Genomic DNA, 25,331 nt, shown 5'->3' with positions numbered 1-25,331 from the left:
ATCAACGGTCCCCTGCACAGACAACCCGCCGATAAGCATGTGTTTCGCATGTATGGCCTATCATACCCCGCAATGGACCTTTTAAACTGCAAAGAAAAGACTGTGACAGCCAATACCATAAGTACGGCTGCTTCCGGTATACAAAATTGTAAAAAAAAATGATGTCATTTCGCGCAGAATGCGGTGCAGTTGTGGAGTCCACGTTTGGCACATCAAGGATGATGGATTCTGCGACTACGGCCGCTGCGCGCCCTTCGCGCAGAATGACCGTTGCAGGGTGACAGGGTGATGTCTGAGCTAGTGTCCCGTGCGGTTAGTTCAGTCATGCAATTTCAAGGGTTTCAGGTGCAGCCTTCCTTCTTCTGACCTCGCAGTTCTGACATATGGCTTCAGAAGTTCCTTGAAAATTAAAAGACGATATGAACCAAACAGAACACTAGTCATTCCGCGCGTAGTCGCGGAATCCAGTTTTATGCAGGAACGCCACATGGAAGAGAAACACACCTCCACCCCGATTCTCGCCAGCAAACGAAATGGAACGCTTTACACCGGAGTGACCAGTAACCTGGAGCACCGTATATATGAACATAAAAACAAAACACACACTGAAAGCTTCAGCGCAAAATATACTGTGCATATGCTGGTTTGGTACGAATCTGGAGAAGATATCCATGCTGCTATCGAATTGGAGAAAAAAATCAAAACAGAAAAAGAGCCTGGAAAATTGCTTTGATTGAGCAAAATAATCCGGATTGGAAAGATTTGAGTCTGGATTGTATGGATTCTGCGACTACGGCCGCTGCGCGCCCTTCGTGCAGAATGACCGTTGTCGGTGACGGGGGTGATGTCTGAGTCAGGTTGATGTCATTCCACGCAGAATGCGGTACAGTCGTGGAGTCCACGTTTGGCACATCAAGGACGATAGATTCTGCGACTACGGCCGCTGTGCGTCCTTCGCGCAGAATGACCGTTGCAGGTGACAGGGTGATGTCTGAGTCAGGTTGATGTCATTCCGCGCAGAATGACTCTGGTGTCCCGTGTGGTTAATGCAGTCGTGCAATTTCAATGGTTTAAGGAGCAACAACCCGGGCGATTCGCTGCACAGCTGCGCTTTATACACATATTAAAGTTTTGAACGAACCTGCTTACGCCCAGGCATTTATTCCACAAGGGAGTACCTGAGCGGTACGATGACAGACACAGACGCACCGCTGCCGGAGCTTTTCCACTGCTCCCGGATCTTGTTGGCAACGGATTGCGTTGCCTTTGCCAACAGCGGGTCTGCACCATCCAGCACGCTTATGGCAAGAAGATTGCCTGCCGAATCAATGGAAACTTTCATCCGTACAGTCCCCTCAATACCCCTTCGCCGCGCCTGGGCAGGATAGCGTTTATGTTTTTCAATCTGTGCCACCAGATAGGAAAGCAGCGTCTGTTTGGCCTGTGTGTCAGGTGGAGCGGTTGGTTGCCCGGTGTTTGCCATCTGCGCCGGTTGCGTGACAGGCCGGGGAGCTGGCACAGGTGCAGGCTCGGAACTTTGCTGAACAGCAGAATGCGCAGGTTCCGGTAACGGCTGTAACGCCGGTTTGGGAACAGGCGGCGTCACGGCGCACTTTGGCTTTACAGGCTCTATGGGTGCTGATTTTGCCGGCTGTACTGCTGGTTTGGACACAGGCACAGGCTTTGGCGGCTCTACCGGCGCCGGTTGTGATACTTTTTTTTGTGGAGCAACAACCTGCAGAGCAATGGTTGTCGCTTCAACAGGCGGCGGCAAAGGTATTGCAGGCGTCTGCGATAAAAACAACAGAGCCAGAATCACCAGCCCGCCGTGGCCGGTTAACGCTCCAGCCAGGCCGACGACCCGAGACGTACGGCCATATACAAAAGAGGCACAGGCAGTCGTACTCATGGCTTCTCTTCCTGAGCCGTGATAATGGCGAAATCAGTCTGACCATTCTTCTTTGCTATATCCAGCAAATGCACAAAGATGCCGAAGTTCGCTGTTTTATCCACATTAAACACCACGGCCTCCCCTTCAGGGCGGGCAGCGATAACCGACTCAAAATCTTCCAGGGATGTTTCCTCATCGTTGCACATAATACGACCATCTCCGGTCACCGTGATGGTGAGCGGCTCCTCTTCCCTTTCCTGAACAACAGCTCCCTGGGCCTCCTGCAGGGCAACCTCAAGCACCGGCTTGGAAAAGCTGGTCGCCATAATGAAAAAGATCAGCAGCATAAATACCGTATCGATCAGTGGCGTCAGATCAATATTGGCATCAATTTCATCTTCAAAAGAAAACGTTTCCGACATAACCAATCCTCTGAACACATAATTTACCTGTTACCGGCGGCGTTTTCAGACCGCTTCCACAGAAGGACAGTCGCTTTGCAAAACTGTTTTTCCGTCCTGCCCGCTCATGGGGCATCTGCCTTGAGATGAGGATTCTGCTTCGTGTACTGTCCTGGCATGGGGACAGTTGCGCTGGAACAGATGCACAGCACGGTAGCTGTGCTCAATGGCCTCAATATGAAAGCCTTTCATTTTCAGACTCAAAAAATAAAAAACAACCAACGTCGGCACAGCAACTGTCAGCCCCATGATGGTTGTGATGAGTGCTTCCCAGATACCGTTGGCCAACGTGGCTGCGTTGGCGGCTCCTGCCCCGGCTGCAAGTTCACGGAACACGGCGACCATCCCGAGCATGGTTCCCAATAATCCCAGCAGCGGAGCAATGACCGAGATGAGCTTGAGCCAGGTGATGTCGCGGTTGATACGCTCAAAGTTACGGTGGAACAGATACGCCACTTCAGCACGGATATCGTTGGAGTGGGTGGCATGTGTCTCTACAACCGCCGCAATAATACCACTGAGCGGATTCTGCGGCCTGTGCAGTTCGGAGGAATACGACAGTTCGCCGGACTCTATTTTGCTGAAACGTTGACGAAAATCTCTGTTGATAAGCAGCAGCAACGTCACATTTTTTATGGAAAAATACAGGGCTGCAAAGGAAAGAAGCACAAGCACAACACCAGCCGGTCCTATCTTGTGATAAATAAGAGACATAGACATACAGAATACCTTACATTTGTATCAGGAAAATCGTGTTCGTGTTTTTGAGATAAAAACCCTGGCAAGACAATATCTCCGTTTACCGTGCCGGTGATATGCACTGTCCTTCTTTTCATCGACCGGCCCGGCTGCTTTATCCCTGCATGAACCGGTACAGCTCCTGTTCCTGGCGCTCGTCCAGATCGTCAAAAAGCTGATCGTTCAGACAACGAGCTTTCCGAAGTGTTCATTTTGACTGTACCGGTTCATCGGCAATCACCACCTATTTCACGCTGACCTGTTGCAAAATATCTGTGAAAAATTTTCGCGCCGCGGCACAGTCGTTTTCATCAGGGTGTTTTGCGGCTTCGGCGATACGGGCCTTTCGCTCTGCGGTCATGGCATGGTGTTTGGCCGCCTCCGGCATCTTGGCCATGGCAGCAAGGACTTTCGGATCAATCTTACCCTGGCAGATAAAGGTGCCGAGCACCTTGCTGCCGGGCACACGATCAACAGCTTTCTGCACGCTCTCCCGCGCATGATCCGAATCCGGCCAGGCCCCGAGCGTTCCGAACAGTGCAACGGATTTCCCCTGCACACGGCCCATGTAGTCTGTCATGGCCCTGTCCGGTTCACCTTTGTCCACCCAGAATCCCAACGCAAGCAGATCGTAGTCTGCCGGGTCCGGTGCATCGGCCACGGCAAATAATTCGGCGTCTGCAGGGGCGACAGAGTGTACAGCTTCAGCGATCATACGCGTATTGCCTGTACGGCTGGAATAGACGATCAGCGTTTTCATATGGATGCCCCCTCTTGAATCGGTGCACTCTCTTTGCAGCCTGTTTCGTTTTTGCAGGTGCAGGGGTATTCGGCTTTAAGCGCCAGAAACCCTTCTTTTACCGAAGGAATGATCTGCCGGTTTTCATCCCGTCCCAGATACACGCTGAAACACTGATCTCCCTGCATATTGAAAAACTGCACGGAATGGCTTTCCAGGCCGAACAACTGTTTGGAAACAAACCAGATGGAATCAACCCGAGTCATGAGCAGATGTCCGCACAATGGGTTGGTCTTATCCATGAGGTTGTACATGCCATGGGCAACCTTGCCTTTGGGCAGCCGACAGGAGATCTCCAGAATAGCCCCCGGAGTCTCAGCCATAAAGGTAACCTTTTCCCATGTCGTCATGGTTTCCCAGATGGCAATGAATGCCGATCCCGGTGCGTATGATCGCATGGAATCGGGCAGTGCTTCGATAATGCGGCGCATGGGAACGCCCAGTTCTTTGGCCAGCATCTGCGGCATGAAGTTTGGATTTTCAGCCAGTTTTTCCGCCACCAGCGAGCGGAGTGTTCCAGTTGTAGACGAATTGGTGGAAGTCATTACGCAATATCTCCTGTATTTTTTTGCAGCACGATTTTCCCCGTGCATACGTGTTGAATAAGTTCAAGGTCATGGGAAATTACCAGCAGGCAGGCGCCGTCAGCGGCAACGCGCCGCATACTTTCCGCCATGCGCTGCATGTTTTCACCATCCAGACCACTGGTCGGCTCGTCCAGAATCAGCATGTCCGGTTGCCTGATAGCCGCACAGGCCACTGCCAGACGCTGCTTTTCGCCACCGGAAAGCGACTGGGGATGCCGTTTTGCCAGTTGGTCGAGCGCATACGTTTCCATGCAGGACTGTACGGTCGCCGCATGCTTTTCTTTTGGGACAACGCCTTCCGCTGCGTCCTCCAGCTCGGACATGACGCTTTTCATACGGAGCTGGTGTCCGGCGTTCTGCAAGACGACCTGCACGTGACGGGAAAGCCGTTTGGGTTTCACAGCATTCCCGCCTATCTGAACACTTCCCTCTTGTGGGCGTTCCAGCCCGGTGAGAAGGCGGGCCAGTGTTGTCTTGCCTACGCCGTTTTCCCCGATTAACGCAATGATATCACCGGGATTGAAGCTATGGCTTTCTCCGGAGAAAACCGGCTTGCCTTTTGGGTAGGCAAACACAAGGTCATGGCAGCTGAAAAAGGCGGTCTCCCGGTCAGGCGATTTTGCCTCCTGTTTTGTGTACATATCAGGCAGGGTGGTGCGCGGATCGTCAACCGTTGCCGCCCGCAGGCCGTACTTCACCCGCAACTCAGCATCGTCCAGCATGGAAAAATCGCCGCGAGCCATAATCCGTCCGTTCTCCAGAACCAGAACGCTGTCAGCCAGATCACGCAACCAGTGCAGACGATGATCGACGATGAACATCCCAATGCCTTGTTTTTTCAATTCGGCAAGGATCTGCGTCAGTTCGGCTGTTGATTCAGGATCCAGATTGGCTGTCGGCTCATCCAGCACAAGCAGCTTTGGCCGGGCCGCCAACAGAGAGGCCAGAGCCACCTTTTGTTTCTGTCCTTCCGACAAACCCAGAATCGTATGCGACAGCATGTCTTCGATACCGAGCAAACAGGCACTTTCGTCGACCGACTGCCGAATGTCGTCCGCTGACCATCCTCGCCACTGTAAGCTGAGGGCCAGCTCATCCCCGACAGTGAGCGCGAAAAACTGCCGCTCCGGATCCTGAAACAGTGTTCCCACATGCCGGGCCAGCTCGGCCGGAGAGATGTGCAGGGGGTCCTGACCATCCACCAGTACCTGGCCCTGCACAGTGCCCCCAAGGTAATGGTGAGCAAGCCCGTTGACCAGCCTGGTCAACGTGGACTTGCCGCAGCCGCTCCGGCCGGTGCACAGCATCACTTCACCAGGCGCAAGGCTTAAAGAGATGTCACGCACGGCCAGGTTCGCAGCATGGGGATACGAGTAAGAAACTGAAGACATCTGCAACATGGCACAACTCACATGGGAAGGGGGGGAAAGAGCGGTCCGAAGTGCTGGAGAGCAATTGCCGCACAAAAAGCAACAACAGTCAGCGTCAACATCACAAAATCACGTTGGCCCAGACCGGGAAGCGTCTCGCCCCCTGCCTGCCCCGCTGTGCTGATTCCCTTGAGTTCAGCGGCCATTGCAAGGTCATCTGCGGAGTACAGTACACGAAACAACAGCGGCACCACCATGCCGCGCCATAACCCGGTCAATCCTCTGCTCGGACGCAGACGGGCTGCGTCGCGTATCTGGGCGCAATCTTCAAGAAAGGTCGGGATAAAACGTATGGCCACGGAAAGAGGTATCTGGAGCCAGGTAGGCAGACGTGCCATCCGCAGCCGGTTGAACAACTCCTGTACAGAGGTGGAAAGCGCAAGCATGAGCAGCAGGTTGATGGAAACAAGCATCCGTAAAAACGGTACCGTCAGACTGACAAAGTTCCAACGCATCAGACTTGGTACGGCAAGCCCGATGAGCGCGGTGCAGCCCATGGCAATAAACATCATCAGCAGGCCAAAGCAGTATGCCTTCATAATGGTTCCGGGTCTGGCCGCTCCAAACGCCAGAATGGTACTCAACCCCAGAATCAATCCGAGACTGAGCGGTGAGGAAAGAATAATGGACGCCACGGAACCGGCTATGCAGATCAACAGTTTTGCCCGCACATCCAGCCCGGCGACAAAGGTTTCCGTGTTGGTGTTAGTGAATAATGATGCCCGCATGACGCAGCTCCTTCATAAACCGGATTCCGGTAATACTTCCCAGAAAAGTTCCTATAGCACCTATGGCGACAAACACGGTGGCAACAATGAGCATGCCCGGCTGTTCCCGCATAACCAGCCAGGAAAGGCCGAGGCCTGCCGCCTTAGAGGCAATTTCGGCCACCATCACCCCCACGACGATGTTGCGGGTTCTGCCATATCCTCCCAGCATAGAGATGGCCCCTTCGCCCAGCAGACAGGCAACCACCGTGGCTGGCCCGTGCAGAATACCCTGCCCCATGAGCAGCAGAGAGATCAGCGAGGTTATGCCCACGGCCAGGGTCATGGTCCAGGTGCGCGGGACTTTATGCAGCAGCACAATCATCAACGTGGCATACAGGCAGTTTTTAGCCGCCAGCGTGACCGGATTCATACCGCCGCCGGCATAGGCCAGCATGATGGTCGAGGCCTTGATTATCGTGGCAAATACGCCGATGGTCACAAGTTCACGCGTGGTCCAGTGTGTCCGTCGGTACGCACTCGCCTCTCCATTCACCACAAGCGGAGGCATGGGGGTGTCTCCTGGAAGCATGATCTCTGCGGATTTCATACAAACTCCCCTGAAAATCTAAAACCATTGACTGTGCACCTGGCACAGACCTTTGTACCAGGTGCACGACATTAAAATTCCATCCCAACCCGCACAACGGCATTGAAGCCGGCATCTTCCACAGAGCTTTTTGCCGGTGTGTACCGCTTGTCAAACAGGTTGTTGAGTCCCAGGTCCACAAAGACATTGCGTTCCTCGCCAAAACGCGCGCCAAGGGCCAGGTTGGCTGTTCCCCAGCCCGCCTGATAGTCTGTGGTATCGTCGTCGATTTTCTCTTTAGCTCTTGATGAAAAACGGCCGAAGGCATCGGCATACACGCTGAATCTGCTGGAGTACCGGTGCTCGTATTTAAGGCCGGCCCGTCCTGTCCAGTGCGGATCACCGGTGTCGGATGTTTTGCCCCCGTTCTCCCCCTGGTCGTAGCGGCGGTGCAGGTATGCTCCACTGACATATGGTGTCAGCTCCCACGGCTCAAACGTGTAGCTGAGAATGAGTTCCGCACCATAGGTGATTGCGGAATCCATATTGGTGAACTGGTTATCAAAGGTGTTGGGCAGCGACTTCATGGCGATGTAGTCATCCGCCATCGAATAAAATACGCCGAAATCACCTACAAAGCCGTTGGCATCGTACCGTGCTCCCAGTTCAAAGTTATTCGACTTTTCCGGTTGCAGATTAGGGTCCGGATAATTGTACCCGCTGTTGCCATGCGATGTGCCGATGTACAACTGGTTCAATGAGGGGTACCGATACCCCTGCGAATAGGTGCCGCGCAGGCGCCAGTCTTCAAAGCCGGAGTAAACAAGACCGGCACTTCCCACGACATGACTGTCCGTAGTGCTTCTCTCGTCCAGAGCAGGGTCGTTGGTGTCGCTGAGCTTGGAATCTATCCAGGTTGCGCGCAGACCGATGGTGGCCGTCCAGTCCGGCGTAATGAGCCATTCATCCTGTACATAGGCGGCCAATGTCTTCTGACTCCCCTTATAGATATAGTTCGTATAAGTTTGCGCAGGGACCTCCACCCAGGGAATAAACGGGTTGTTGCTGTTGGGTCTCATGCGAAGCAGCATGTCCATGGTCGTCTCTGTGGATGCATCCAGATCGTCATAGAGATAGTCCATACCGGCAATAACGTAATGAGACGCACCGAGCATCCAATCTGTCTGCAGGTTGAGGCCGTGGCTGGTCTGTTTGTTGCGTGTCCAGATATCCTGCTCCATGGTCTGTTCGAACAAAAATCGCCCGCCTGGAGGTGGCATGGGAGAAGGAGCGCCGGCGTCATAGTCCAGAGAAATAGTGTTGGTGAAATCTTTATGGGTCCATTGCATGAATGGTGTGAGCTTTATTTTTTTCAGCGCCTCTGAGATCTCGTCGAATTCAGCAAATGCGTAGACACGGTCTCTTTTCCACTTGGGCAGATCCAGATCTATGCCGACAGTTGCCGGACCTGTCACATTCAGGGATCCCATACCGGCGGTAATCGTATTGGTTGTTGTTTCCGTCGTTACAACGCCCGGGATACTGTTGGAGCTCCAATAGTGGTCATACCCGGCACCAACCCTGCCCTTTTCCCAGGCATAGTCAAGGTAGGCCGACCAGTTTTTTTCCATGTAACCGGTATTGGGCAATTTGCCGTCAGCGCCGCGTTTGTCGTCTGCGTCCGTATAGTCACCGGAAACACGATAGCTGAAGCCGTTATACGAGCCGTACAGCGAGGCATAGGGAGTGAGCGAGTTGGTAGCACTGTTATAGGTGGTCGCCAGAGTCCCCTGCACAGGTCTTGTTCCACCTTTTTTGGTGATAACGTTCACCACGCCGCCAATGGCTTCCGAGCCGTACAGAACAGAGGCCGGACCTTTAATGACTTCGATACGCTCTATATTGAGCGGGTCGATCATTATCATGCTGCCGTCCATGGATTTCTGTTCGGAAATCTTCATGCCGTCGATCAGGACAAGCACTCTGGATCCGCTCTCGCCACGGATGGACACGCGTTTCGCCCCACCGCCTATACCGCCGTCATTGACCTGCACACCGGGGATATCCCGCAGTTGCTCGGCAATGGTGGCTTGCGGTTCATGCGCTAATTGTTTCGGGCCGATCACTGCAATGGAAGAAGGCACATCAAAGATCTCCCGTTCGGTACGTGTCGCAGTGATCGATACCTCCCGGAGAGTCTCCGTTGTTTTTTCAGGATCCGGGGCGGTGTCTGGTTGCGCGCTTGCCTCTCCTGGGGTAGTCTGTCCCTGGCGGGGCTTGGTCTCTGCACTTTCCAGTTTAACCGGAGCGTCTTCAGCCGCATTTGTTTCCGTTGGCATACCGGCCACAGTGAGCAAGACCGTGACCGGGAACGCAAGCAGAAATGGTTTAAGTGGATATGCATGTAGTGGATGCATCAATACTTACTCCTTGCCCATTTGGCGTTGCCAGCCAATGAGCGCTTGTGTGAGGTTTACCTGCCAGAACTGGCCTGCGAGCGAGAGTTCCACCCAGGGGCCATCCTGGGTGACAAGCCCCGCCTTTTTCCAGTTGTCCAATAGAGGCGCATACAGGGTGTGTGCGTCCTTTTTCTTTCCGTTCCTGCCTGTACAGCCTGCGAAGGCCGCATCAACATCGTTCAGGTTCAACCGGCAGAACTCCATCTGCTCCAGAATAACGCGCACTACCGACATATCCGGCGACGGCGCAGCCATCATGGCCACGGGTTTTTCTCCGGCATTACAACATTGAAGATACTGCTCAACCTTGGGATGGTTGAACATGGACCACCCCTGCAGAACACCGCCGGCACCGGCGCCGAACTGCAGACAGTCCGCTCTTTTTTTAGCCAGGGGGTTGTAAATATTCCGCTCACGCGCAGTGCGTCCCCAGTGACTCATGGACAGCCGGCGACAACGGGCACCCTGCATCAATGCCACGCCCCGCTCAAAAAAAGCACCCTGCTGCGGCAACGACGCCGCCGGAGGAACTCTGCCTGTATCAATAGCGCTGGAAAGTGCGCTGCCCGGAAAAATGTTGAGCTGGTACAGATCCACGCCGTCCAGCGGCAGATCAAGAAAGGTGCGGATATCATCTTCCCAGTCGGTGAGGCTTTGGCCGGGAAGTCCATAGATAAGGTCAATAATGAGTGCCGCCTGGTTATAGCGGGCAAGAAATCGGAGGTTGCGGATAATATCTTCTTTCGTGGAAATACGGCCCAGACGGCGACGGATCTCTGTATTGAAGCTCTGTATGCCGATGGAAAATCGATTGGCTCCCCCTTCAAGACAGGCTTCTATCCGTTTCGGTTCAAAATTATGGATGCGTCCTTCAACCGTGATCTCGCAATCATTGGCAAGAGGCAGAACCTGCTTCAGGGTCTGCAGGAGATGCAGCAGCTCATCCGGTTGCATGGCAGTGGGAGTACCGCCGCCAAGGTAGAGCGCGTTGATGGGAGCTTCCGGGTTACAGTACGCCCGCTCAAGCTCAATCTCCCGTACCAGGGCCTCAAGGTACACTGCCCCTGCGTTTTCAGTGTACTTGCCGCCAAAAAATCCGCAGTACAGACACTTGTTTTCGCAATAGGGCAAGTGCACATAGGCAGCGGCAGGACGGCCGCCACGCCCGGCACGCAAACGCTCCTGCAAAGCGGGAATCTCTTCCCTGGGAACCGGAACACCGCCCATTCCGGCGTGAACGGAAACCTTACGGCTGAACGCCCTGCTGACAGGGGAATCAGAGATTGCGGCAAAGTACGAGGCCTCAGCACCGGGTGCTTCCGGAACCATGTTGAGGGGGGCGGGTTTTTTTCTGCCCGACATGGCACTGGGACTGTTGGACATGATAGATCCTTATGACAACTACTTGGTTGATGTTAGTGAATATATTGAAAATATTCAGTTAAACAAGTCCTGCTCAGCCTGGGGAAAAATGCCTAACCGCCACTCAAGCCGATGCTTGTTCCGCAAGTTTTTCCCGGACAGACCGCACCTGCGAAATTGCAAATCGTTTTCAAGCAAAAGAGCACCCGTGCTCGGATTTTCTGCAAATAATTGTCGTCGGATACAGGCAGGACCCCCTTTTTGTCTGCGGAAAGTTGCCCCAAAAGGCGGAGAGAGACGCAGATCAATGGTTGGTGAATCCAGTGTATAAACCGTTGCGGCTCTGGGGCCCTGCCTGTCTGCGATTTGAACAAACGCATGCAAAGAAACTGATCGAGACAGGTGAACATGCTTACCTGCCTGCTGCCTTGATATGTGGCCATGCACCGGCAAAAGACCGCCGATGACATGTGCTCCATGCCCTGTGCAAAAACCAGCTTCCCGATGGGCACCTGCCCCATCCTCCGGAAAGTTTCCAACAGGGTGTCGGTGAAAGGGATGACTGTTCAAGTCGATCACAGGCATGTTTGTTTATTTATAAACAAAAAAACAAGAAGTTAGAGCGTTCAATCTGTACCGTAACCAGACACTGATGATTTAAAGAGTCTGCATTCAACGGGTAAAAAAACTCCGGAGAAAAAATCGGAATTGCTCCGTCTGCATGCTTTGATGATGGAAAGACCAAGTCGGGTGCACGATGCCTGCATGACCAGGCTCCCTCATCGAGAAATCCACTATAGCGAAAATAAATAAGCTGACAAGTAAATTGTTAGAGTCTCCTAAATTTTTTTGATGCAGCTACATTGCCCAACAGGAAAAACCTGCTGTTCACCTGAAAACTTCTCAATATCTAATTGAAATTATGAAGAAAAATATGAAATGAAAGTGTGGCGGGATCAACCTTGTCCAGGGCGATCAGGGTTGATGAGTTTGAAAAAGATGGTTTAAACGCAACAGTGTTCAGCTGGGAGGTTGCATGGAGAATGCATCACCAGGTTCCAGCTGTTGAATGATGGTTAAAGCTGAAGGAGGGCAATGACCGGTCAGAAAAACCAGCATCCGTCCGATTGCGGATCATTGTCTTTGCTGTGTCTGAGTTGCCCGGGATGGCTCCTCTGTTTACCGGCAGCTACCTGCTGGAGATCAGACCGATAACTGTGGAACAGCCTGCACAAACTGTCAGGAGTCAGTGCTCCTGCTCAGCGTAGCCTCGATCAAACGCTCAGCTGCTGCCAGGTTTGCAGTGAGTTCGGATGGCAGCCCGTGACGCTTGATGATGGCTGTTGCAGCAGTGAAGAAGACAACAACCTCTCCAGGAGTTGACTCGCTGATGAGCACCTTGAGCGGCAGATCAACACCGACCTGCGGGTTGGCAAGCATGAGCGGTGTGCCGGCCTGCGGGTTGCCGAAGATGATCAAAGTGGTTGGTTCCATTGTCAGCCCCACAGCACTGGCCTCGGCCTGCTGATCAATGGTTGCAAAAACCTTGATGTTCTTTGCTGCAAATGCAGCAAGCAGACGCTGCACAGTCTCGAAAAAAGGGTACGGACTTTTGATGTTGATGATGTCTGATGATGCCATAGGATCTTTGCCAGGTACTGTTAAAGTTAAGCCGCGCCGCAAAACGGCGTTGGTTTGAATGAGTGATTAGGCGCGAGCCCCACGTGGTGCCCAGGAAGTAAATCCACCTCTTACTTGGATTGACTGACAACAGCAGCTACATTTCAGACAAACATGGTCCCTCTTTCATTGTGCCTGACGTTGAAATTCACCAGCGGTATTGAGGTGCAGCCAGTTTTCAGACCACCATCTATCCAGTTGTTATATCGTCCATTCATCGATATTATTCGGAAGGCATGCTTTGGAAAAAAGCTTTCCAAACGGAGTCAGTTGAGCGTAGCTAGTGATGTTTACTCCTGTTTGGAGCCCATTTTTCATAATTGGCTCTTGATTTCCATGCTGCCACACACCGGCCAAGTTCAGACTGAAAAGATGATCCATGTACATGAAATAGTTCTGCGGGTAAGCCAGTTTAGCGAGGGGAAAATGATTCTCCACTATTTCCCTCGGGCCAAATGTCGAAGTTTTGTGAAAGTACTTGGAGTATTGCTTTAATATTCGTTCTTCTTTGTTCAAAAGATAGATGATCAGCGCCTCATCCGGTGAAAGCTGAGCGATGATCTTTGCAAAGGCGGGATGCGCTTCACTAACACGGTCTTTGTCAATGGATCGCGCTAAAAGGTTAACAAACAGCTCCGCCAGAATATTTTCTTCCTCAAGGTATCGCAGCCCCTCAATTGCTGGACCTGTTAGCTGAGGGTGAGCAAGGATTAGATTTTTTTCAGGGACTTGGTCATTTATTTTCTTCAGCCATCGCTGCCATCGAACCTGGTGAGCAGCGAGATAGTCTACGGGAGCAAGAAGGAAACGGGCAGCTCTGACACTACTTCGTGCAGCATCGCCGATTTCCCGAAATGCTGGTTGCGCGATATCCTCGTAGATCTTGTCCACAGGAAGTATTTTTGAAAGGTTTTCCAACCAGTTCATGAGTTAGACTCCAAGCGTATAACGTTTCGGTTTTTATTTGATATCGCCATTTTTCGTCTCCAGCAGCAGCATAAACCTATAGTGACAGACTACTATATCTTGCATTTTACAGAACTGGTCCTGATTAACATTGTTATCATGAACAATTGAAACAGGATATACCATCGTCATTTATAGTATTCAATCCCAAGTACGGAAACACTGTTTTACATGCTGTTTTTCGACCATATTTCAGCCACATCCGAATTAAATACTCAAACATCATTATTCGATCTGAATAGAAGAAACATCCTGTTACCCGGTCAACCCTCTGCACACAGCTTTTGATCGTTCTCTGCCCCGGCAGACTATCGTATGGCCGCAGACCACTGCTTCAGCGCCTGCTGTTCAATTCCTTCCCCCCTGCCCGATCAGATAAATGCACCGTCAGCCCCTCGCACTCTGGACATCATGTGCAACTGAATTTATTATAGCTCACTTCAAGAATGCTTCAGGACCGGATCTCCAGAGACCGGATCCGAAAACGATCAACAATCAGACAAAGTGATACTGTGGGATCTTCAGAAGGAAAAGAGAGGCGTGTTTCAGTTCGGATACGCGAGATGGAGGTGGATGACATAGCCCCGGTTTTTCATTTGGGAGAGATGCTCTACACGGCTGATGAGGCGCCCAACACCTATCGGACCTGGGATGTTTACGAAGTGGTGGGGCTTTTTCACAGTGATACGGAGTTCTGCCTTGTGGCAGAGGTCGAAGAGCAGCTGAAGGGTTTTTTACTGGGGACAACCATTATCAAATCCCATTCCGCCTGGAAATACGGCTACCTGATCTGGCTGGGGGTCCATCCGGACGTCCAGCGGCACGGCGTTGCCGACAAACTCTTCCAGAAGTTCAAGGATCTTATGATCGAACGGGGCATTCGCATGCTCCTGGCAGACACCTCTGCTGAGAACCTGGGTGCCCTCCATTTTTTCCGGAAACAGGGATTCGGCCATCCGCACAAGCACATCTATCTGACCATGAACCTTGATTCCGAAATCCAGCGTATACGCAGGCGGAGTGCTGATCATCCTTCATCCAGGCCGGAAAAGAAAAACGGACATCGCCCCACTGATCAGCCGATCCCGCAGGAAAATACAGAGTACTCTGATTAATTAGCCTGGAAAGAAGAGACCGGTAACACTCGACACGAGCTTTGGCCACACCCGTTTTACCGTAGCACCATGTTACCCGCGCACAACGTTCCATAAAAACAATGGAAAACAGTGGACGGGTTTTCTTCAACACCTACCGGAGAAACAGGCCATGAACCCTCCCCTCTCAGTTGCCCAATACTGGAGCCGGCCGGCCGATGAGGTCATGCAGGCCCTAAAGAGCCATACCAAAGGGCTGGACTCTTCCACTGCGGCAACACGTCTGCAACAGTACGGCTCCAATGCGACGACGGCTGACCATGGCTCTGCAAAGACGCTGCGCCTGTTTCTGCAACGGTTCAGCAACCCGCTGGTTCTGATCCTGATCTTTGCTGCTCTCGTGGCGTTCGTGGTACATGATTGGCTGAATGCCCTGATCGTGCTTGCCATTGTCGTCATTACCACAGTGCTCAGTTTTATTGTGGAGTTTCGTTCGACAAAGGCTGTGGAAAAACTGCAGCAACAGGTGGCGGTCCGGGCAACGGTTGTCCGTGACGGACAAAGCCTGTCGATCTCCGTCAAAGATGTGGTGCCCGGCGATATTGTCCTGCTCAGCGCGGGCAGCCTGATCCCGGGTGACGGACTGCTGATCGAGGCGCAGGATTTCCATGTGACCCAGGCCCTGCTGACCGGCGAAACCTTTCCCGTGGAAAAAAAGCCGGGTATTGTGCCCGAAGGTGCCGGTCTTGTTGAACGCAACAACTGCGTGTTCATGGGAACATCGGTCCGCAGCGGCACTGCCAGAGCCCTGGTAGTGCAAACCGGCTCAGCAACCCATTTCGGCCAAATTGCAGGCACCCTCTCGTTGCGGGCACCGGAGACAGAGTTTGAGCGCGGCCTTCGTCATTTCGGCATGCTGCTGGTCCGTGTCATGCTGGTGATTGTGGTGGTCATTCTGGCGATCAACATCATCCTGCACCACCCGACCATTGAGACAGTGCTGTTTGCCATGGCCCTTGCCGTGGGCCTGTCCCCTGAAATGCTGCCTGCCATAATGACGATCACCCTGTCGCGCGGGGCAAAAACCATGGCAACGCACGGTGTTATTGTCAAACGTCTGAATGCCATCGAAAACCTCGGCAGCATGGACGTGTTCTGCACCGACAAAACCGGTACCCTGACAAAAGGTGTGGTGGAGCTGGACAGGACACTGGACACAACCGGACAGAACAACGAGACGGTTCTGCATCTGGCGTATCTCAACTCCTCTTTTGAAACCGGGCTCTCCAACCCCCTGGATGAGGCTGTGATTGCAGCAGCCCAGAAAAAAGGCCTCACAGCACAGGACTATGAAAAGCTGGATGAAATTCCGTATGACTTCACGCGCAAACGTCTGAGCATTGTTGTTGGACGAAAAGCTGACAAAACATGCCGGATGATCACCAAGGGAGCGTTGCAGAACGTTCTGGCTGTCTGTGACCGGGTACAGACAGCTCAGACAATCGCTCCCCTTAATGAAGGGTATAGCCAAACCATCCAACAGCATTTCGCCGCCTGGAGCGCCGAGGGCTACCGGGTGCTGGGTGTTGCCCACAAAGACATGCCTGAGCAGGCCGGGCATTACACGCGCGATGACGAACAGCAGATGGTGTTTGACGGTTTTCTGCTCTTCTTTGATCCGCCCGAGGAAAATGTGCACAATGTCCTGGATGCACTGCAACACCTCGGCGTGCAGACCAAGATCATCACCGGCGACAACCGCCATGTTGCCCGGCATGTTGCCGAGGCGGTCGGGTTTCAGGTGGAGCGCATCATCACCGGCGCCGATCTGGACGAGATGCGGGATGAGGCTCTGTGGCATCTGGCCCCGCAGGTCAACCTGTTTGCCGAGGTCGACCCCAACCAGAAGGAGCGTATCATCAGCGCACTGCAGAAAACAGGACACGTGGTGGGCTATCTTGGCGACGGCATCAACGACGCACCGGCACTGCACGCCGCGGATGTCGGCATCTCAGTGGATCAGGCCGTGGATGTGGCCAAGGAGGCTGCCGACTTTGTCCTGATGGAACACGACCTGGAGGTTCTGCACAAGGGCATCAATGAAGGCCGCCGGACCTTTGCCAATACCATCAAGTATATTTTCATCACCACCAGCGCCAACTTCGGCAACATGATCAGCATGGCCATCGCCTCCCTGTTTCTGCCCTTTCTGCCGCTGCTGGCAAAGCAGATCCTGCTGAACAACTTCCTGTCGGATATTCCGGCTTTGGGTATTGCCGACGACAACGTGGACCGTGACTGGGAAGTTACGCCGCATCGCTGGGATATCAAGCTGATCCGTAACTTCATGTTCACCTTCGGCCTGGTGAGCGTTGTCTTCGATCTTATCACCTTTGCGGTACTGCTGACCCTGGCAGGTGAGGTGGCCGAGGTTTTCCGCACCGGCTGGTTCATGGAATCGCTGATGACGGAACTGCTTGTCCTGTTGATTATTCGAACCAATCAACCCTTTTTCAAGAGCAGACCCGGGCGTTTTCTCATGTGGAGTATCGCAGGGATGGTGGTGTTGACGTTGCTGCTGCCGTTCCTGCCCATCGGTGCTGTCTTTGAACTCGCCCCCCTGCCGGGTCCGGTGCTGATTGCGATTATTGCCATAACCGGTTGTTATGTGCTGGTCTCTGAAATGACCAAGCATATCTTCTTTCGGCGGTTCAGCAGACCGCAACAGACGGGTGTCTCTTCATAGTGGAGCCGGTCTCTATGCAACAGTCTCTGCTGCAGAAGCTGAAGAACCGGCTGCCCGGCCTGCTGCTTCTGGCGGGATTGATACTCGCGGTCACCCATATCGGGGAGCTGGAGAATTTCGTGCACCTTGTGCGCAGGGCTGAGCCGGTCTGGCTGGTGGCAGCACTTTTTCTGCAGCTGACCACCTATCTCTGCGTGGCCGCAGTCTGGTATCTGTCTCTGCGCGTCGCCGGGACGCACTATCCCCTGCTGCCCCTCATTCCACTGGGCATTGCCAAATTGTTTTCCGATCAGGCCGTACCCAGCGGCGGCATCAGTGGAACCGCGTTTTTTATGGCAGCCCTCAATCACCGCGGAATTCCCAATCAGCTGTGCATGGCCACCCTGCTGCTGAGTCTGGTGGCCTACTATGGGGCCTATCTGATTGCCGCGCTGGCAACCCTTGGGTTGTTGCACTTCTATCATGCGGTCCATGTCTGGATTGTGGCGGTGGTCATTGTTTTTTCCCTGGTAGCCGCCGGTATCCCCACCGGTGCGCTCTGGCTGCGAAATCTGCAGTATCAAGAGTTGCCGAAGATACTGCAACATACCCCCGGCCTGAAGCAACTTATGCACGATGTTGCCGATGCGCCCGACGAACTGATGCACAAGCCGTTGCTCATGATAATCGCCACCTTGCTGCACCTTTCGGTTTTCCTCCTCGATAGCGCCACCCTCTGGGTGATGCTGCAGGTCGTCGGCATACCGGTCTCGATCTGGGCTGTTTTCCCGTGTTTTGTGCTCGCCTCCATGGTTGCCACCATCGGGCCGATTCCCCTGGGTTTAGGCAGTTTCGAGGCAACCTGCGTGGGGATGCTGGGCGTCATGGGCGTGCCGGTGGAGGCCGCACTGACGGCAACCCTGCTGTTGCGCGGGTTTACCTTATGGCTGCCCATGCTGCCGGGTATGTGGATGGTGCGCTGGGCCCTACGCTGAATCTGCGCAGAGACAGAGCAACTTGTTGTATCGGGGGTTGGCACAACACAGGGGCATGATGTGCAGCAGCATTCCATGGCAACGTTCTCCAGCCTCTTCCACAGACCAGTGTTTGCAAAAAAGGCCAATCAGGCGTATTATGGCAGGGTCACGAGCCGGTTGACTGCCTGCTGCCTACCCGGAAAAAATGCTGAGGTCTGCCGGCTGCTGCGGCCCCTTCACTCTGCAGAGTGCTGTGCAGCTTTGTTCTCATGGTCACCGCCCCAAGTCTCCTCCGGCACAAGGAAACGATGAGTATACTGTCGTACCAGCAAAAATAAACCAGATGACTACCCAGACCTCTTCCCCCTTGCGGAAACACATGCATCACAGCTGCGGTTTGCCTTGGCTGACTGTTGTGTTGATGATCTTCACACTTGCTGTCCTGCCCGGTTGCACCTCCATGGCACCTGCCTACACTAGACCCGACGCCCCTGTGCCCCAAACGTATCCAATGGCGTCACCCGAAGCGCACAGTACACCTGTCCCTGAGTTGGCCTGGCAGGAGTACTTTAACGATCCGACCCTGATTCGACTTCTCCAGCTGGCGCTGGAGAACAATCGCGACCTGCGCATGGCCATTTTGCGCGTGGATGAGGCCCGCTCCGCCTATCGCATTCAACGCAGTGAACGGTTTCCGCAGATCAATGTGGATGGCCGGGGAGCACGCTCCCGGGTACCGGCAGACCTGAGTCCCATGGGCCAGGCCACAACCGGTAGCGAATATCGGGCAGAGCTCGGCCTGACCACCTGGGAACTGGATCTGTGGGGACGGGTACGCAGCCTGGAAGGTGCGGCTCTGGAGAGCTGGCTGGCAACGGAAGCCGGCAGACAGGCTGCCCGCGTCGCTCTGATCGCCGAGGTTGCAAACAGTTACCTGACCCTGCGCGAACTCGATGAACGCGTGCAGATCGTACGCCAGAGCGTTGACAGCCGTGAAAAATCGTACCGTATTTTCCAGCGCCGCTATGAAGTCGGCTCCACTTCAAAACTGGATGTCACTCAGGTGCAGACCCTGTTGACACAGGCGCAGACACAGTGGGCACAACTCGAACAGCAGCGGGATGTGCAGCTCAATACCCTGCGATTTCTGGTCGGCGGAGATTCGGATCTGCCGCCGCAACAGGCATCCTCTGACCAGACAACGGTCTTTGCTGATCTGCAGCCCGGCCTCCCTGCCGAACTGTTGACCAACCGCCCCGACATCATCGCCGCCGAGCACCGCCTGCGTGCCGCCAATGCCAATATCGGTGCCGCCCGGGCCGCGTTTTTCCCGCGTATTGCCCTGACAGGCAGCCTTGGCTCCGCCAGCGCGGAGCTGGACGGCCTGTTCAGATCGGGCAGCAGGTCCTGGACCTTTGCGCCCACCATCTCCCTGCCCATCTTTGATGCCGGCAGGCGCAGGGCAGACCTCGAACTGTCGGAAATCCGGCGTGACATGGCAGTCGCCGAGTATGAACAAACCATTCAGAGCGCGTTTCGCGAAGTAGCAGACACCCTGGCAATACGCCTCCGGCTTCGCGAACAACTCGACGTCCAGCTGATCAGCCGGGCTGCCCAGACCGAACGTGCACGGCTGGCACAACTGCGCTACGACAACGGCTCCGCCACCTATCTGGAAGTCCTGGATGCCGAACGCAGCCTTCTGGACGCAGAACAGCAGGTGGTGCAGACACGCCGCGCCCTGCTTTCAAACCAGGTTACCATGTACAGCGCTCTGGGTGGTGGTAGCGATCTTGCCGCCTCTGCCGCGCCAACAGACAACCAGGCTCCTTCAACCCAACCTCTGAACAGGCCATGAGTACCAAGAGATCTTTTTCCCTCAACCGTATCATCACCGCTATCCTCATTGTCGCAGTCCTGTGTATCGCGGCATGGTGGGGCCGGCAGCAGTATATCAACTCCAACCATGAAGCCGGCTTTATTAAAGGCAACGGCCGGATTGAGGCCACTGAAATCGATATCTCCACCAAGCTGTCGGGTCGGATCAGCGACATTCTGGTCAATGAAGGCGACTTTATTCGTGCCGGTCAGACGCTTGTGAAGATGGATATCGACAGCTTAATTGCCCAGCAGGATGAGGCTGCAGCATCTCTGCACCAGACCGAAACCAATGTGGCGGCAGCAGAGGCCCAGGTTGCACTGCGCAAAAGCGATGCCACAGCCGCACAGGCGCTTGTTGCTCAGCGGGAAGCCGAGCTGGATGCAGCGAAGCGACGTCTGGTCCGTTCGGAAACACTTTCCAGGGAAGGCGCGGCCTCAGTTCAGGAGGTGGACGATGACCGGGCAGCGGTTCTCGGCGCCCAGGCAGCCCTGGCAGCCACCCGTGCCCAGGCCGAAGCTGCTGTTGCCGCGATCAAGGCAGCTGAAGCTCAGCTGATCGGTGCAACCGCGGCGGTGAAGGCAGCCACGGCTTCGGTGGCCAAGGTCGAGGTCGATATCCGTGACAACGAACTGAAAAGCCCGCGCGACGGCCGTGTTCAGTTTCGTGTGGCACAACCCGGCGAAGTGCTGGGGGCCGGCGGTCGTGTCCTGAACGTCATCGATCTGTCCGATGTGTACATGACCTTCTTTCTGCCCAGTGAGGCTGCGGGTCGTCTGGCTCTTGGCACCGAGGTTCGTCTTGTTCTGGACGCCGCTCCTGACATCCCGATTCCGGCAACTGTGTCCTTTGTCTCCAGCACAGCCCAGTTCACACCAAAGACCGTGGAAACTGCCTCGGAACGCCAGAAATTGATGTTCCGTATCAAGGCGCAGATCCCGCCCGCACTGCTGCACAAACACCTGGAACACGTCAAAACCGGTCTGCCGGGTGAAGCCTGGGTCAAACTCGATCCGCAGACAAAATGGCCGGCACAGCTCTCCTCACGATTTACGGAGTAAGGCATGCCAGAACTGCCGGCAACCGGCGTTGCCCGCCTTACGCAGGTGAGTCTGCACTACGGGGACACCGCTGCACTTGACACTATCAGCCTGAACATACCTGCCGCCTGCATGGTCGGCATCATCGGTCCCGACGGTGTGGGCAAGTCCAGCTTACTGTCCCTGCTGTCAGGCGCACGCATCATTCAAACAGGCACAGTTGAAGTACTGGGCGGTGATATGGCAAAAAAACGCCATCGCGATACAGTCTGTCCGCGCATTGCCTACATGCCCCAGGGCCTGGGGAAAAATCTCTATCCCACTCTGTCGGTTGAAGAGAATCTGCAGTTCTTTGCCCGGCTGTTCGGTCATGATGCCAAAGAGCGCAGGCGCCGGATCGATGATCTGACACACAGCACCGGTCTTTTTCCATTTCTCTCACGTCCGGCAGGCAAGTTGTCCGGCGGCATGAAACAGAAGCTCGGTCTGTGTTGCGCGCTTATCCATGATCCGGACTTCCTGCTGCTTGACGAGCCCACAACCGGCGTGGACCCATTGGCCCGCCGGCAGTTCTGGGAGCTGATCGATCGCATCCGTCTTGAACGGCCATCCATGAGCGTGGTGGTGGCAACCGCCTACATGGATGAAGCCCAGCGTTTTGACTGGCTGGTGGCCATGGATGACGGCCGGATTCTGGCGACAGGCCGACCGGCTGAGTTGCTGGAACGCACACAGAGCACCAACCTTGAAGAGGCCTTTATCCGTCTGCTGCCGGAGGACAAAAAACAGGGGCATGTGCCGGTGGTGATCCCTCCGCTGGCAGTGGATGAGGACGACATTGCCATTGAGGCCAGGGGGCTGACCATTCGTTTTGGTGATTTCACCGCAGTGAACAACGTGTCCTTTCGCATCCGTCGCGGTGAGATCTTCGGTTTTCTGGGCTCCAATGGATGTGGCAAGACCACCACCATGAAGATGCTGACCGGACTGCTACCGGCTTCCGAGGGTCGGGCCTGGCTGTTTGGTCATGCGGTTGACCCCAAAGATATCGATACCCGGCGACGGGTCGGCTACATGTCGCAGGCGTTTTCCCTGTACAATGAGCTGACCGTGAAGCAGAACCTGGTACTGCATGCCCAGCTGTTCCATGTTCCGGAACAAGAGGTTGCGGCTCGGGTGGCGGAAATGGCCGAGCGCTTTGCCCTGACACAGATCCTTGATCGCCTGCCGGCATCCATCCCGCTCGGCATGCGACAGCGGTTGTCTCTGGCCGTGGCCATGGTCCACAAACCCGAGCTGCTGATCCTGGACGAGCCCACCTCCGGAGTCGATCCGGTGGCCCGCGACAACTTCTGGCGACTGCTCATCGAGCTGTCGCGTCGGGATAAGGTCACGATCTTTATCTCCACCCACTTCATGAACGAGGCCGAACGTTGTGATCGCATGTCCATGATGCATGCCGGCAAGGTGCTTGACAGCGACACCCCGACCAATCTGGTGAAAAAACGCGGGGCGGCAACCCTGGAGGATGCGTTCATCGGCTATCTGCTTGAAGCTGAAGGTGAGACGCAACCGGAGGAGCAGGGACAACGTCCGGACAACGGGCAGGTAGTGCTCACCGGTGCTGATGAGCCCCCGGCCCGACACCAACGCTTCAGTTTGCAGCGACTGCTCAGCTACACCTGGCGTGAGACGCTTGAACTCCAGCGGGATCCGGTGCGGGCAACCCTGGCCCTGGTCGGTTCACTGCTGCTTATGTTTGTCATGGGGTTCGGCATTACCATGGATGTGGAGGATCTGCGCTATGCAGTGCTGGACCGCGACCAGACAACCGTAAGTCACAACTATGCGCTCAATATCTCCGGTTCACGCTACTTTATTGAACAACCGCCCCTGGTGGATTATCAGGATCTTGATCAACGCATGCGACGCGGCAAGATCTCGCTGGCCATAGAAATACCACCGGGGTTCGGGCGAGACGTGATGCGCGGCAGGAAGGTGGAGATCGGTGCCTGGGTTGATGGCGCCATGCCGCAGCGTGCCGAGACTGTGCAAGGCTATGTACAGGGCCTGCATCGCCACTGGCTGGCCATGCAGGCACAGGAACGCCTGGGAACAGGTGCCATGCCCAATGCCACTATCCAGGATCGCTACCGCTACAACCCCGACGTAAAAAGTCTGCCTGCCATGGTACCAGCGGTTATTCCGCTGCTGCTGCTGATGCTGCCTGCCATGCTCACCGCGTTGGCAGTGGTCCGCGAAAAAGAGCTGGGCTCCATCATCAACCTCTACGTCACCCCGGTGACGCGGACTGAATTCTTGATCGGCAAACAACTGCCCTACGTTTTCCTGGCCATGATCAACTTCTTCTGCATGAGCCTTCTGGCAGTAACCGTCTTTGGTGTACCGATCAAGGGCAGTTTTCCGACCCTGACTGCAGCCACCCTGCTCTTTTGCATCATCTCCACAGGCATGGGGCTGCTTGCCTCCACAGCCACCCGCAGTCAGATCGCGGCCATGTTCTTTGCAATGATCGGCACAATGCTGCCCGCTGTTCAGCTGGCCGGGCTTCTGAACCCTGTATCTGCCATGGAAGGCTTGAGCCGTCTGGCCGGTGAAGTGTATCCGGCAACCCACATGTTCATCATCAGCCGCGGTGTCTTCAACAAAGCCCTGGTGTTCTCCGACCTGCACAGTGCGCTGTGGCCGCTGGCAGCCGCCGTACCTGTCATCCTCGGCACAGCCGTTGCGCTGCTGCGCAAACAGGAGAAATGACATGACGCGGACACTTAAAAATGTTTTCCGTCTCGGCCGCAAGGAACTCTGGAGCCTGGCCCGCGACCCGATGATGATGATCCTCATCTTCTACGTGTTCACAGTCTCGATCTATACTGCGGCCACCTCGCAGCCGGAAACCATGCACAACGCCGCCATAGCCATTGTGGACGAGGACAACTCACCCCTGTCCGCCCGCATCAGCTCAGCCTTTTATCCGCCGGAGTTCACGCGGCCGAAGATGATTACCCAGCGTGAGACCGACCCGGGCATGGACCGTGGCGAGTTTACGTTTGTTCTGAATATTCCCCCGAATTTTCAACGTGATGTGCTGGCATCGCGCAACCCGGAAATCCAGCTGAACATCGATGCTACCCGCATGAGTCAGGCCTTTACCGGCAACAGCTATATCCAGCAGGTTGTCCTTGCCGAGATCAACGAATTTGTTCATCGTTATCGCAGCACAGAGGCACTGCCTGTGGATCTGGCCCTGCGCATCCGGTTCAACCCCACCCTGGAACAGTCCTGGTTCGGCAGTATTGCCGAGGTCATCAACTCGGTGGCCATGCTCTCCATCATCCTCACCGGCGCTGCACTCATCCGCGAGCGTGAGCACGGCACGATCGAACATCTGCTGGTGATGCCGATCACACCCGGTGAGATCATGGCGTCAAAGATCTGCGCCATGGGGTTGGTGGTGCTGGCAGCCACGGCACTGTCGCTTCATCTGGTGGTGCGCGGGTTGCTGCAGGTGCCGATTGAAGGTTCCATCCTGCTTTTTTTGTGCGGTACGGTGCTCTGCCTGTTTGCCATGACATCGATGGGGATCTACATGGCCACTGTTGCGCGCAGTATGCCGCAGTTCGGCCTGTTGCTCATGCTGACCATCATGCCCATGAACATGCTGTCCGGAGGGCGGACGCCCCGGGAAAGTATGCCCGAACTTGTGCAGGATCTAATGCAGGTCGTGCCAACTACCCATTTTGTCGAACTTGGTCAGGCCATCCTGTTTCGCGGGGCCGGAATTGAAACCGTGTGGAAACCCTTTCTGGCCCTGTTCATCATAGGTATCCTGCTCTCTATGCTCTCTTTACAACGTTTTCGCAAGACGATCTCCCAGCTGGCCTGAACAGTTTGACAGGAAAAAACGGGGCACATCACCAGGCAATTGG

The 25,331-nt window shown here is 54.8% G+C and carries 20 protein-coding genes and 1 pseudogene; 8 read left to right on the top strand and 13 right to left on the bottom strand.

What is annotated here, in order from left to right:
- Window positions 1-487 precede the first annotated feature (487 nt).
- A pseudogene (locus HP555_RS07185) lies at window positions 488-852 on the top strand (GIY-YIG nuclease family protein).
- A 307-nt stretch (window positions 853-1,159) separates the two neighbouring features.
- Here HP555_RS07185 and HP555_RS14215 read toward each other — a convergent pair.
- The 13 genes from HP555_RS14215 to HP555_RS07120 all read right to left on the bottom strand — a co-directional run bounded on the left by HP555_RS14215 (window position 1,160) and on the right by HP555_RS07120 (window position 13,630).
- On the bottom strand, window positions 1,160-1,909 hold the full coding sequence (locus HP555_RS14215; RefSeq protein WP_199261001.1) for a TonB family protein: 750 nt from the start codon (window positions 1,907-1,909) through the stop codon (window positions 1,160-1,162).
- The gene (locus HP555_RS07175; protein ID WP_199261000.1) at window positions 1,906-2,313 is read right to left on the bottom strand and encodes an ExbD/TolR family protein; all 408 of its coding nucleotides are present in this window, start codon (window positions 2,311-2,313) and stop codon (window positions 1,906-1,908) included. Before HP555_RS07175 ends, HP555_RS14215 begins: the two co-directional genes overlap by 4 nt.
- Before the next feature lie 45 nt (window positions 2,314-2,358).
- Window positions 2,359-3,072 (bottom strand): MotA/TolQ/ExbB proton channel family protein, encoded by a 714-nt coding sequence (locus HP555_RS07170; protein ID WP_199260998.1) that lies wholly within the window; start codon window positions 3,070-3,072, stop codon window positions 2,359-2,361.
- A 262-nt stretch (window positions 3,073-3,334) separates the two neighbouring features.
- On the bottom strand, window positions 3,335-3,850 hold the full coding sequence (locus HP555_RS07165) for a flavodoxin family protein (RefSeq protein WP_199260996.1): 516 nt from the start codon (window positions 3,848-3,850) through the stop codon (window positions 3,335-3,337).
- On the bottom strand, window positions 3,847-4,434 hold the full coding sequence (hutX, locus tag HP555_RS07160; protein WP_199260994.1) for a heme utilization cystosolic carrier protein HutX: 588 nt from the start codon (window positions 4,432-4,434) through the stop codon (window positions 3,847-3,849). The genes HP555_RS07165 and hutX overlap by 4 nt, the downstream gene beginning before the upstream one ends.
- The gene (locus tag HP555_RS07155; RefSeq protein WP_233249103.1) at window positions 4,434-5,867 is read right to left on the bottom strand and encodes an ABC transporter ATP-binding protein; all 1,434 of its coding nucleotides are present in this window, start codon (window positions 5,865-5,867) and stop codon (window positions 4,434-4,436) included. Before HP555_RS07155 ends, hutX begins: the two co-directional genes overlap by 1 nt.
- Window positions 5,868-5,884: 17 nt before the next feature.
- Window positions 5,885-6,634: an energy-coupling factor transporter transmembrane component T family protein gene (locus tag HP555_RS07150; protein WP_199260990.1), complete on the bottom strand. Its 750-nt coding sequence runs from the start codon at window positions 6,632-6,634 to the stop codon at window positions 5,885-5,887.
- Entirely contained in the window at window positions 6,612-7,223 is a 612-nt protein-coding gene (locus HP555_RS07145) for an MptD family putative ECF transporter S component (protein ID WP_199260988.1), read from the bottom strand. The genes HP555_RS07150 and HP555_RS07145 overlap by 23 nt, the downstream gene beginning before the upstream one ends.
- A gap of 71 nt (window positions 7,224-7,294) precedes the next feature.
- A complete protein-coding gene (locus HP555_RS07140; RefSeq protein WP_199260986.1) occupies window positions 7,295-9,619 on the bottom strand; it encodes a TonB-dependent receptor in 2,325 nt (774 codons plus the stop codon).
- Window positions 9,620-9,625: 6 nt separating this feature from the next.
- A complete protein-coding gene (gene hutW / locus HP555_RS07135) occupies window positions 9,626-11,044 on the bottom strand; it encodes a heme anaerobic degradation radical SAM methyltransferase ChuW/HutW (protein WP_199260984.1) in 1,419 nt (472 codons plus the stop codon).
- A 92-nt stretch (window positions 11,045-11,136) separates the two neighbouring features.
- On the bottom strand, window positions 11,137-11,544 hold the full coding sequence (locus HP555_RS14360) for a DUF4372 domain-containing protein (protein ID WP_199260982.1): 408 nt from the start codon (window positions 11,542-11,544) through the stop codon (window positions 11,137-11,139).
- A gap of 718 nt (window positions 11,545-12,262) precedes the next feature.
- The gene (locus tag HP555_RS07125; protein ID WP_199260981.1) at window positions 12,263-12,664 is read right to left on the bottom strand and encodes a DUF302 domain-containing protein; all 402 of its coding nucleotides are present in this window, start codon (window positions 12,662-12,664) and stop codon (window positions 12,263-12,265) included.
- A gap of 240 nt (window positions 12,665-12,904) precedes the next feature.
- Window positions 12,905-13,630, bottom strand: coding sequence for a DUF4393 domain-containing protein (locus HP555_RS07120; RefSeq protein ID WP_199260979.1), 726 nt, complete (start codon window positions 13,628-13,630; stop codon window positions 12,905-12,907).
- Between the two features lie 602 nt (window positions 13,631-14,232).
- On the opposite strand from HP555_RS07120, the gene HP555_RS07115 reads away from it, so the two are divergent.
- The 7 genes from HP555_RS07115 (at window position 14,233) to HP555_RS07085 (ending at window position 25,288) form a co-directional block, all read left to right on the top strand.
- Complete coding sequence (locus HP555_RS07115) at window positions 14,233-14,784, top strand: GNAT family N-acetyltransferase (protein WP_233249102.1); 552 nt, start codon at window positions 14,233-14,235, stop codon at window positions 14,782-14,784.
- Window positions 14,785-14,935: 151 nt separating this feature from the next.
- Window positions 14,936-17,509: a magnesium-translocating P-type ATPase gene (mgtA, locus tag HP555_RS07110; RefSeq protein ID WP_199260975.1), complete on the top strand. Its 2,574-nt coding sequence runs from the start codon at window positions 14,936-14,938 to the stop codon at window positions 17,507-17,509.
- A 14-nt stretch (window positions 17,510-17,523) separates the two neighbouring features.
- Window positions 17,524-18,483: a lysylphosphatidylglycerol synthase transmembrane domain-containing protein gene (locus HP555_RS07105; protein ID WP_199260973.1), complete on the top strand. Its 960-nt coding sequence runs from the start codon at window positions 17,524-17,526 to the stop codon at window positions 18,481-18,483.
- Between the two features lie 403 nt (window positions 18,484-18,886).
- Window positions 18,887-20,323 carry an efflux transporter outer membrane subunit gene (locus HP555_RS07100; RefSeq protein ID WP_233249101.1) on the top strand — a complete coding sequence of 479 codons (1,437 nt, stop codon included), beginning with the start codon at window positions 18,887-18,889 and terminating at the stop codon, window positions 20,321-20,323.
- Complete coding sequence (locus HP555_RS07095; protein WP_199260971.1) at window positions 20,320-21,405, top strand: HlyD family secretion protein; 1,086 nt, start codon at window positions 20,320-20,322, stop codon at window positions 21,403-21,405. The genes HP555_RS07100 and HP555_RS07095 overlap by 4 nt, the downstream gene beginning before the upstream one ends.
- Window positions 21,406-21,408: 3 nt before the next feature.
- On the top strand, window positions 21,409-24,159 hold the full coding sequence (rbbA, locus tag HP555_RS07090; RefSeq protein WP_199260970.1) for a ribosome-associated ATPase/putative transporter RbbA: 2,751 nt from the start codon (window positions 21,409-21,411) through the stop codon (window positions 24,157-24,159).
- 1 nt (window position 24,160) lies between these two features.
- Entirely contained in the window at window positions 24,161-25,288 is a 1,128-nt protein-coding gene (locus tag HP555_RS07085) for an ABC transporter permease (protein WP_199260968.1), read from the top strand.
- The last annotated feature ends 43 nt before the right edge of the window (window positions 25,289-25,331 follow it).

The sequence above is a fragment of the Desulfobulbus oligotrophicus genome, assembly GCF_016446285.1.
GTDB classification, from domain to species: Bacteria; Desulfobacterota; Desulfobulbia; order Desulfobulbales; family Desulfobulbaceae; genus Desulfobulbus; species Desulfobulbus oligotrophicus.
This window is presented reverse-complemented; position numbering and strand designations above follow the sequence as displayed.

Bases quoted from the DNA above. Each gene is read 5' to 3' on its own strand.
- hutW (WP_199260984.1), bottom strand. From the start codon at position 11,044: ATGTCCAACAGTCCCAGTGCCATGTCGGGCAGAAAAAAACCCGCCCCC.
- HP555_RS07105 (WP_199260973.1), top strand. From the start codon at position 17,524: ATGCAACAGTCTCTGCTGCAGAAGCTGAAGAACCGGCTGCCCGGCCTG.
- mgtA (WP_199260975.1), top strand. From the start codon at position 14,936: ATGAACCCTCCCCTCTCAGTTGCCCAATACTGGAGCCGGCCGGCCGAT.
- HP555_RS14215 (WP_199261001.1), bottom strand. From the start codon at position 1,909: ATGAGTACGACTGCCTGTGCCTCTTTTGTATATGGCCGTACGTCTCGG.
- HP555_RS07120 (WP_199260979.1), bottom strand. From the start codon at position 13,630: ATGAACTGGTTGGAAAACCTTTCAAAAATACTTCCTGTGGACAAGATC.
- HP555_RS07145 (WP_199260988.1), bottom strand. From the start codon at position 7,223: ATGAAATCCGCAGAGATCATGCTTCCAGGAGACACCCCCATGCCTCCG.
- HP555_RS07085 (WP_199260968.1), top strand. From the start codon at position 24,161: ATGACGCGGACACTTAAAAATGTTTTCCGTCTCGGCCGCAAGGAACTC.
- HP555_RS07115 (WP_233249102.1), top strand. From the start codon at position 14,233: ATGGAGGTGGATGACATAGCCCCGGTTTTTCATTTGGGAGAGATGCTC.
- HP555_RS07100 (WP_233249101.1), top strand. From the start codon at position 18,887: ATGATCTTCACACTTGCTGTCCTGCCCGGTTGCACCTCCATGGCACCT.
- HP555_RS07175 (WP_199261000.1), bottom strand. From the start codon at position 2,313: ATGTCGGAAACGTTTTCTTTTGAAGATGAAATTGATGCCAATATTGAT.
- HP555_RS14360 (WP_199260982.1), bottom strand. From the start codon at position 11,544: ATGGGGCAGGTGCCCATCGGGAAGCTGGTTTTTGCACAGGGCATGGAG.
- HP555_RS07170 (WP_199260998.1), bottom strand. From the start codon at position 3,072: ATGTCTATGTCTCTTATTTATCACAAGATAGGACCGGCTGGTGTTGTG.
- HP555_RS07155 (WP_233249103.1), bottom strand. From the start codon at position 5,867: ATGTCTTCAGTTTCTTACTCGTATCCCCATGCTGCGAACCTGGCCGTG.
- HP555_RS07125 (WP_199260981.1), bottom strand. From the start codon at position 12,664: ATGGCATCATCAGACATCATCAACATCAAAAGTCCGTACCCTTTTTTC.
- HP555_RS07140 (WP_199260986.1), bottom strand. From the start codon at position 9,619: ATGCATCCACTACATGCATATCCACTTAAACCATTTCTGCTTGCGTTC.
- hutX (WP_199260994.1), bottom strand. From the start codon at position 4,434: ATGACTTCCACCAATTCGTCTACAACTGGAACACTCCGCTCGCTGGTG.
- HP555_RS07165 (WP_199260996.1), bottom strand. From the start codon at position 3,850: ATGAAAACGCTGATCGTCTATTCCAGCCGTACAGGCAATACGCGTATG.
- HP555_RS07150 (WP_199260990.1), bottom strand. From the start codon at position 6,634: ATGCGGGCATCATTATTCACTAACACCAACACGGAAACCTTTGTCGCC.
- rbbA (WP_199260970.1), top strand. From the start codon at position 21,409: ATGCCAGAACTGCCGGCAACCGGCGTTGCCCGCCTTACGCAGGTGAGT.
- HP555_RS07095 (WP_199260971.1), top strand. From the start codon at position 20,320: ATGAGTACCAAGAGATCTTTTTCCCTCAACCGTATCATCACCGCTATC.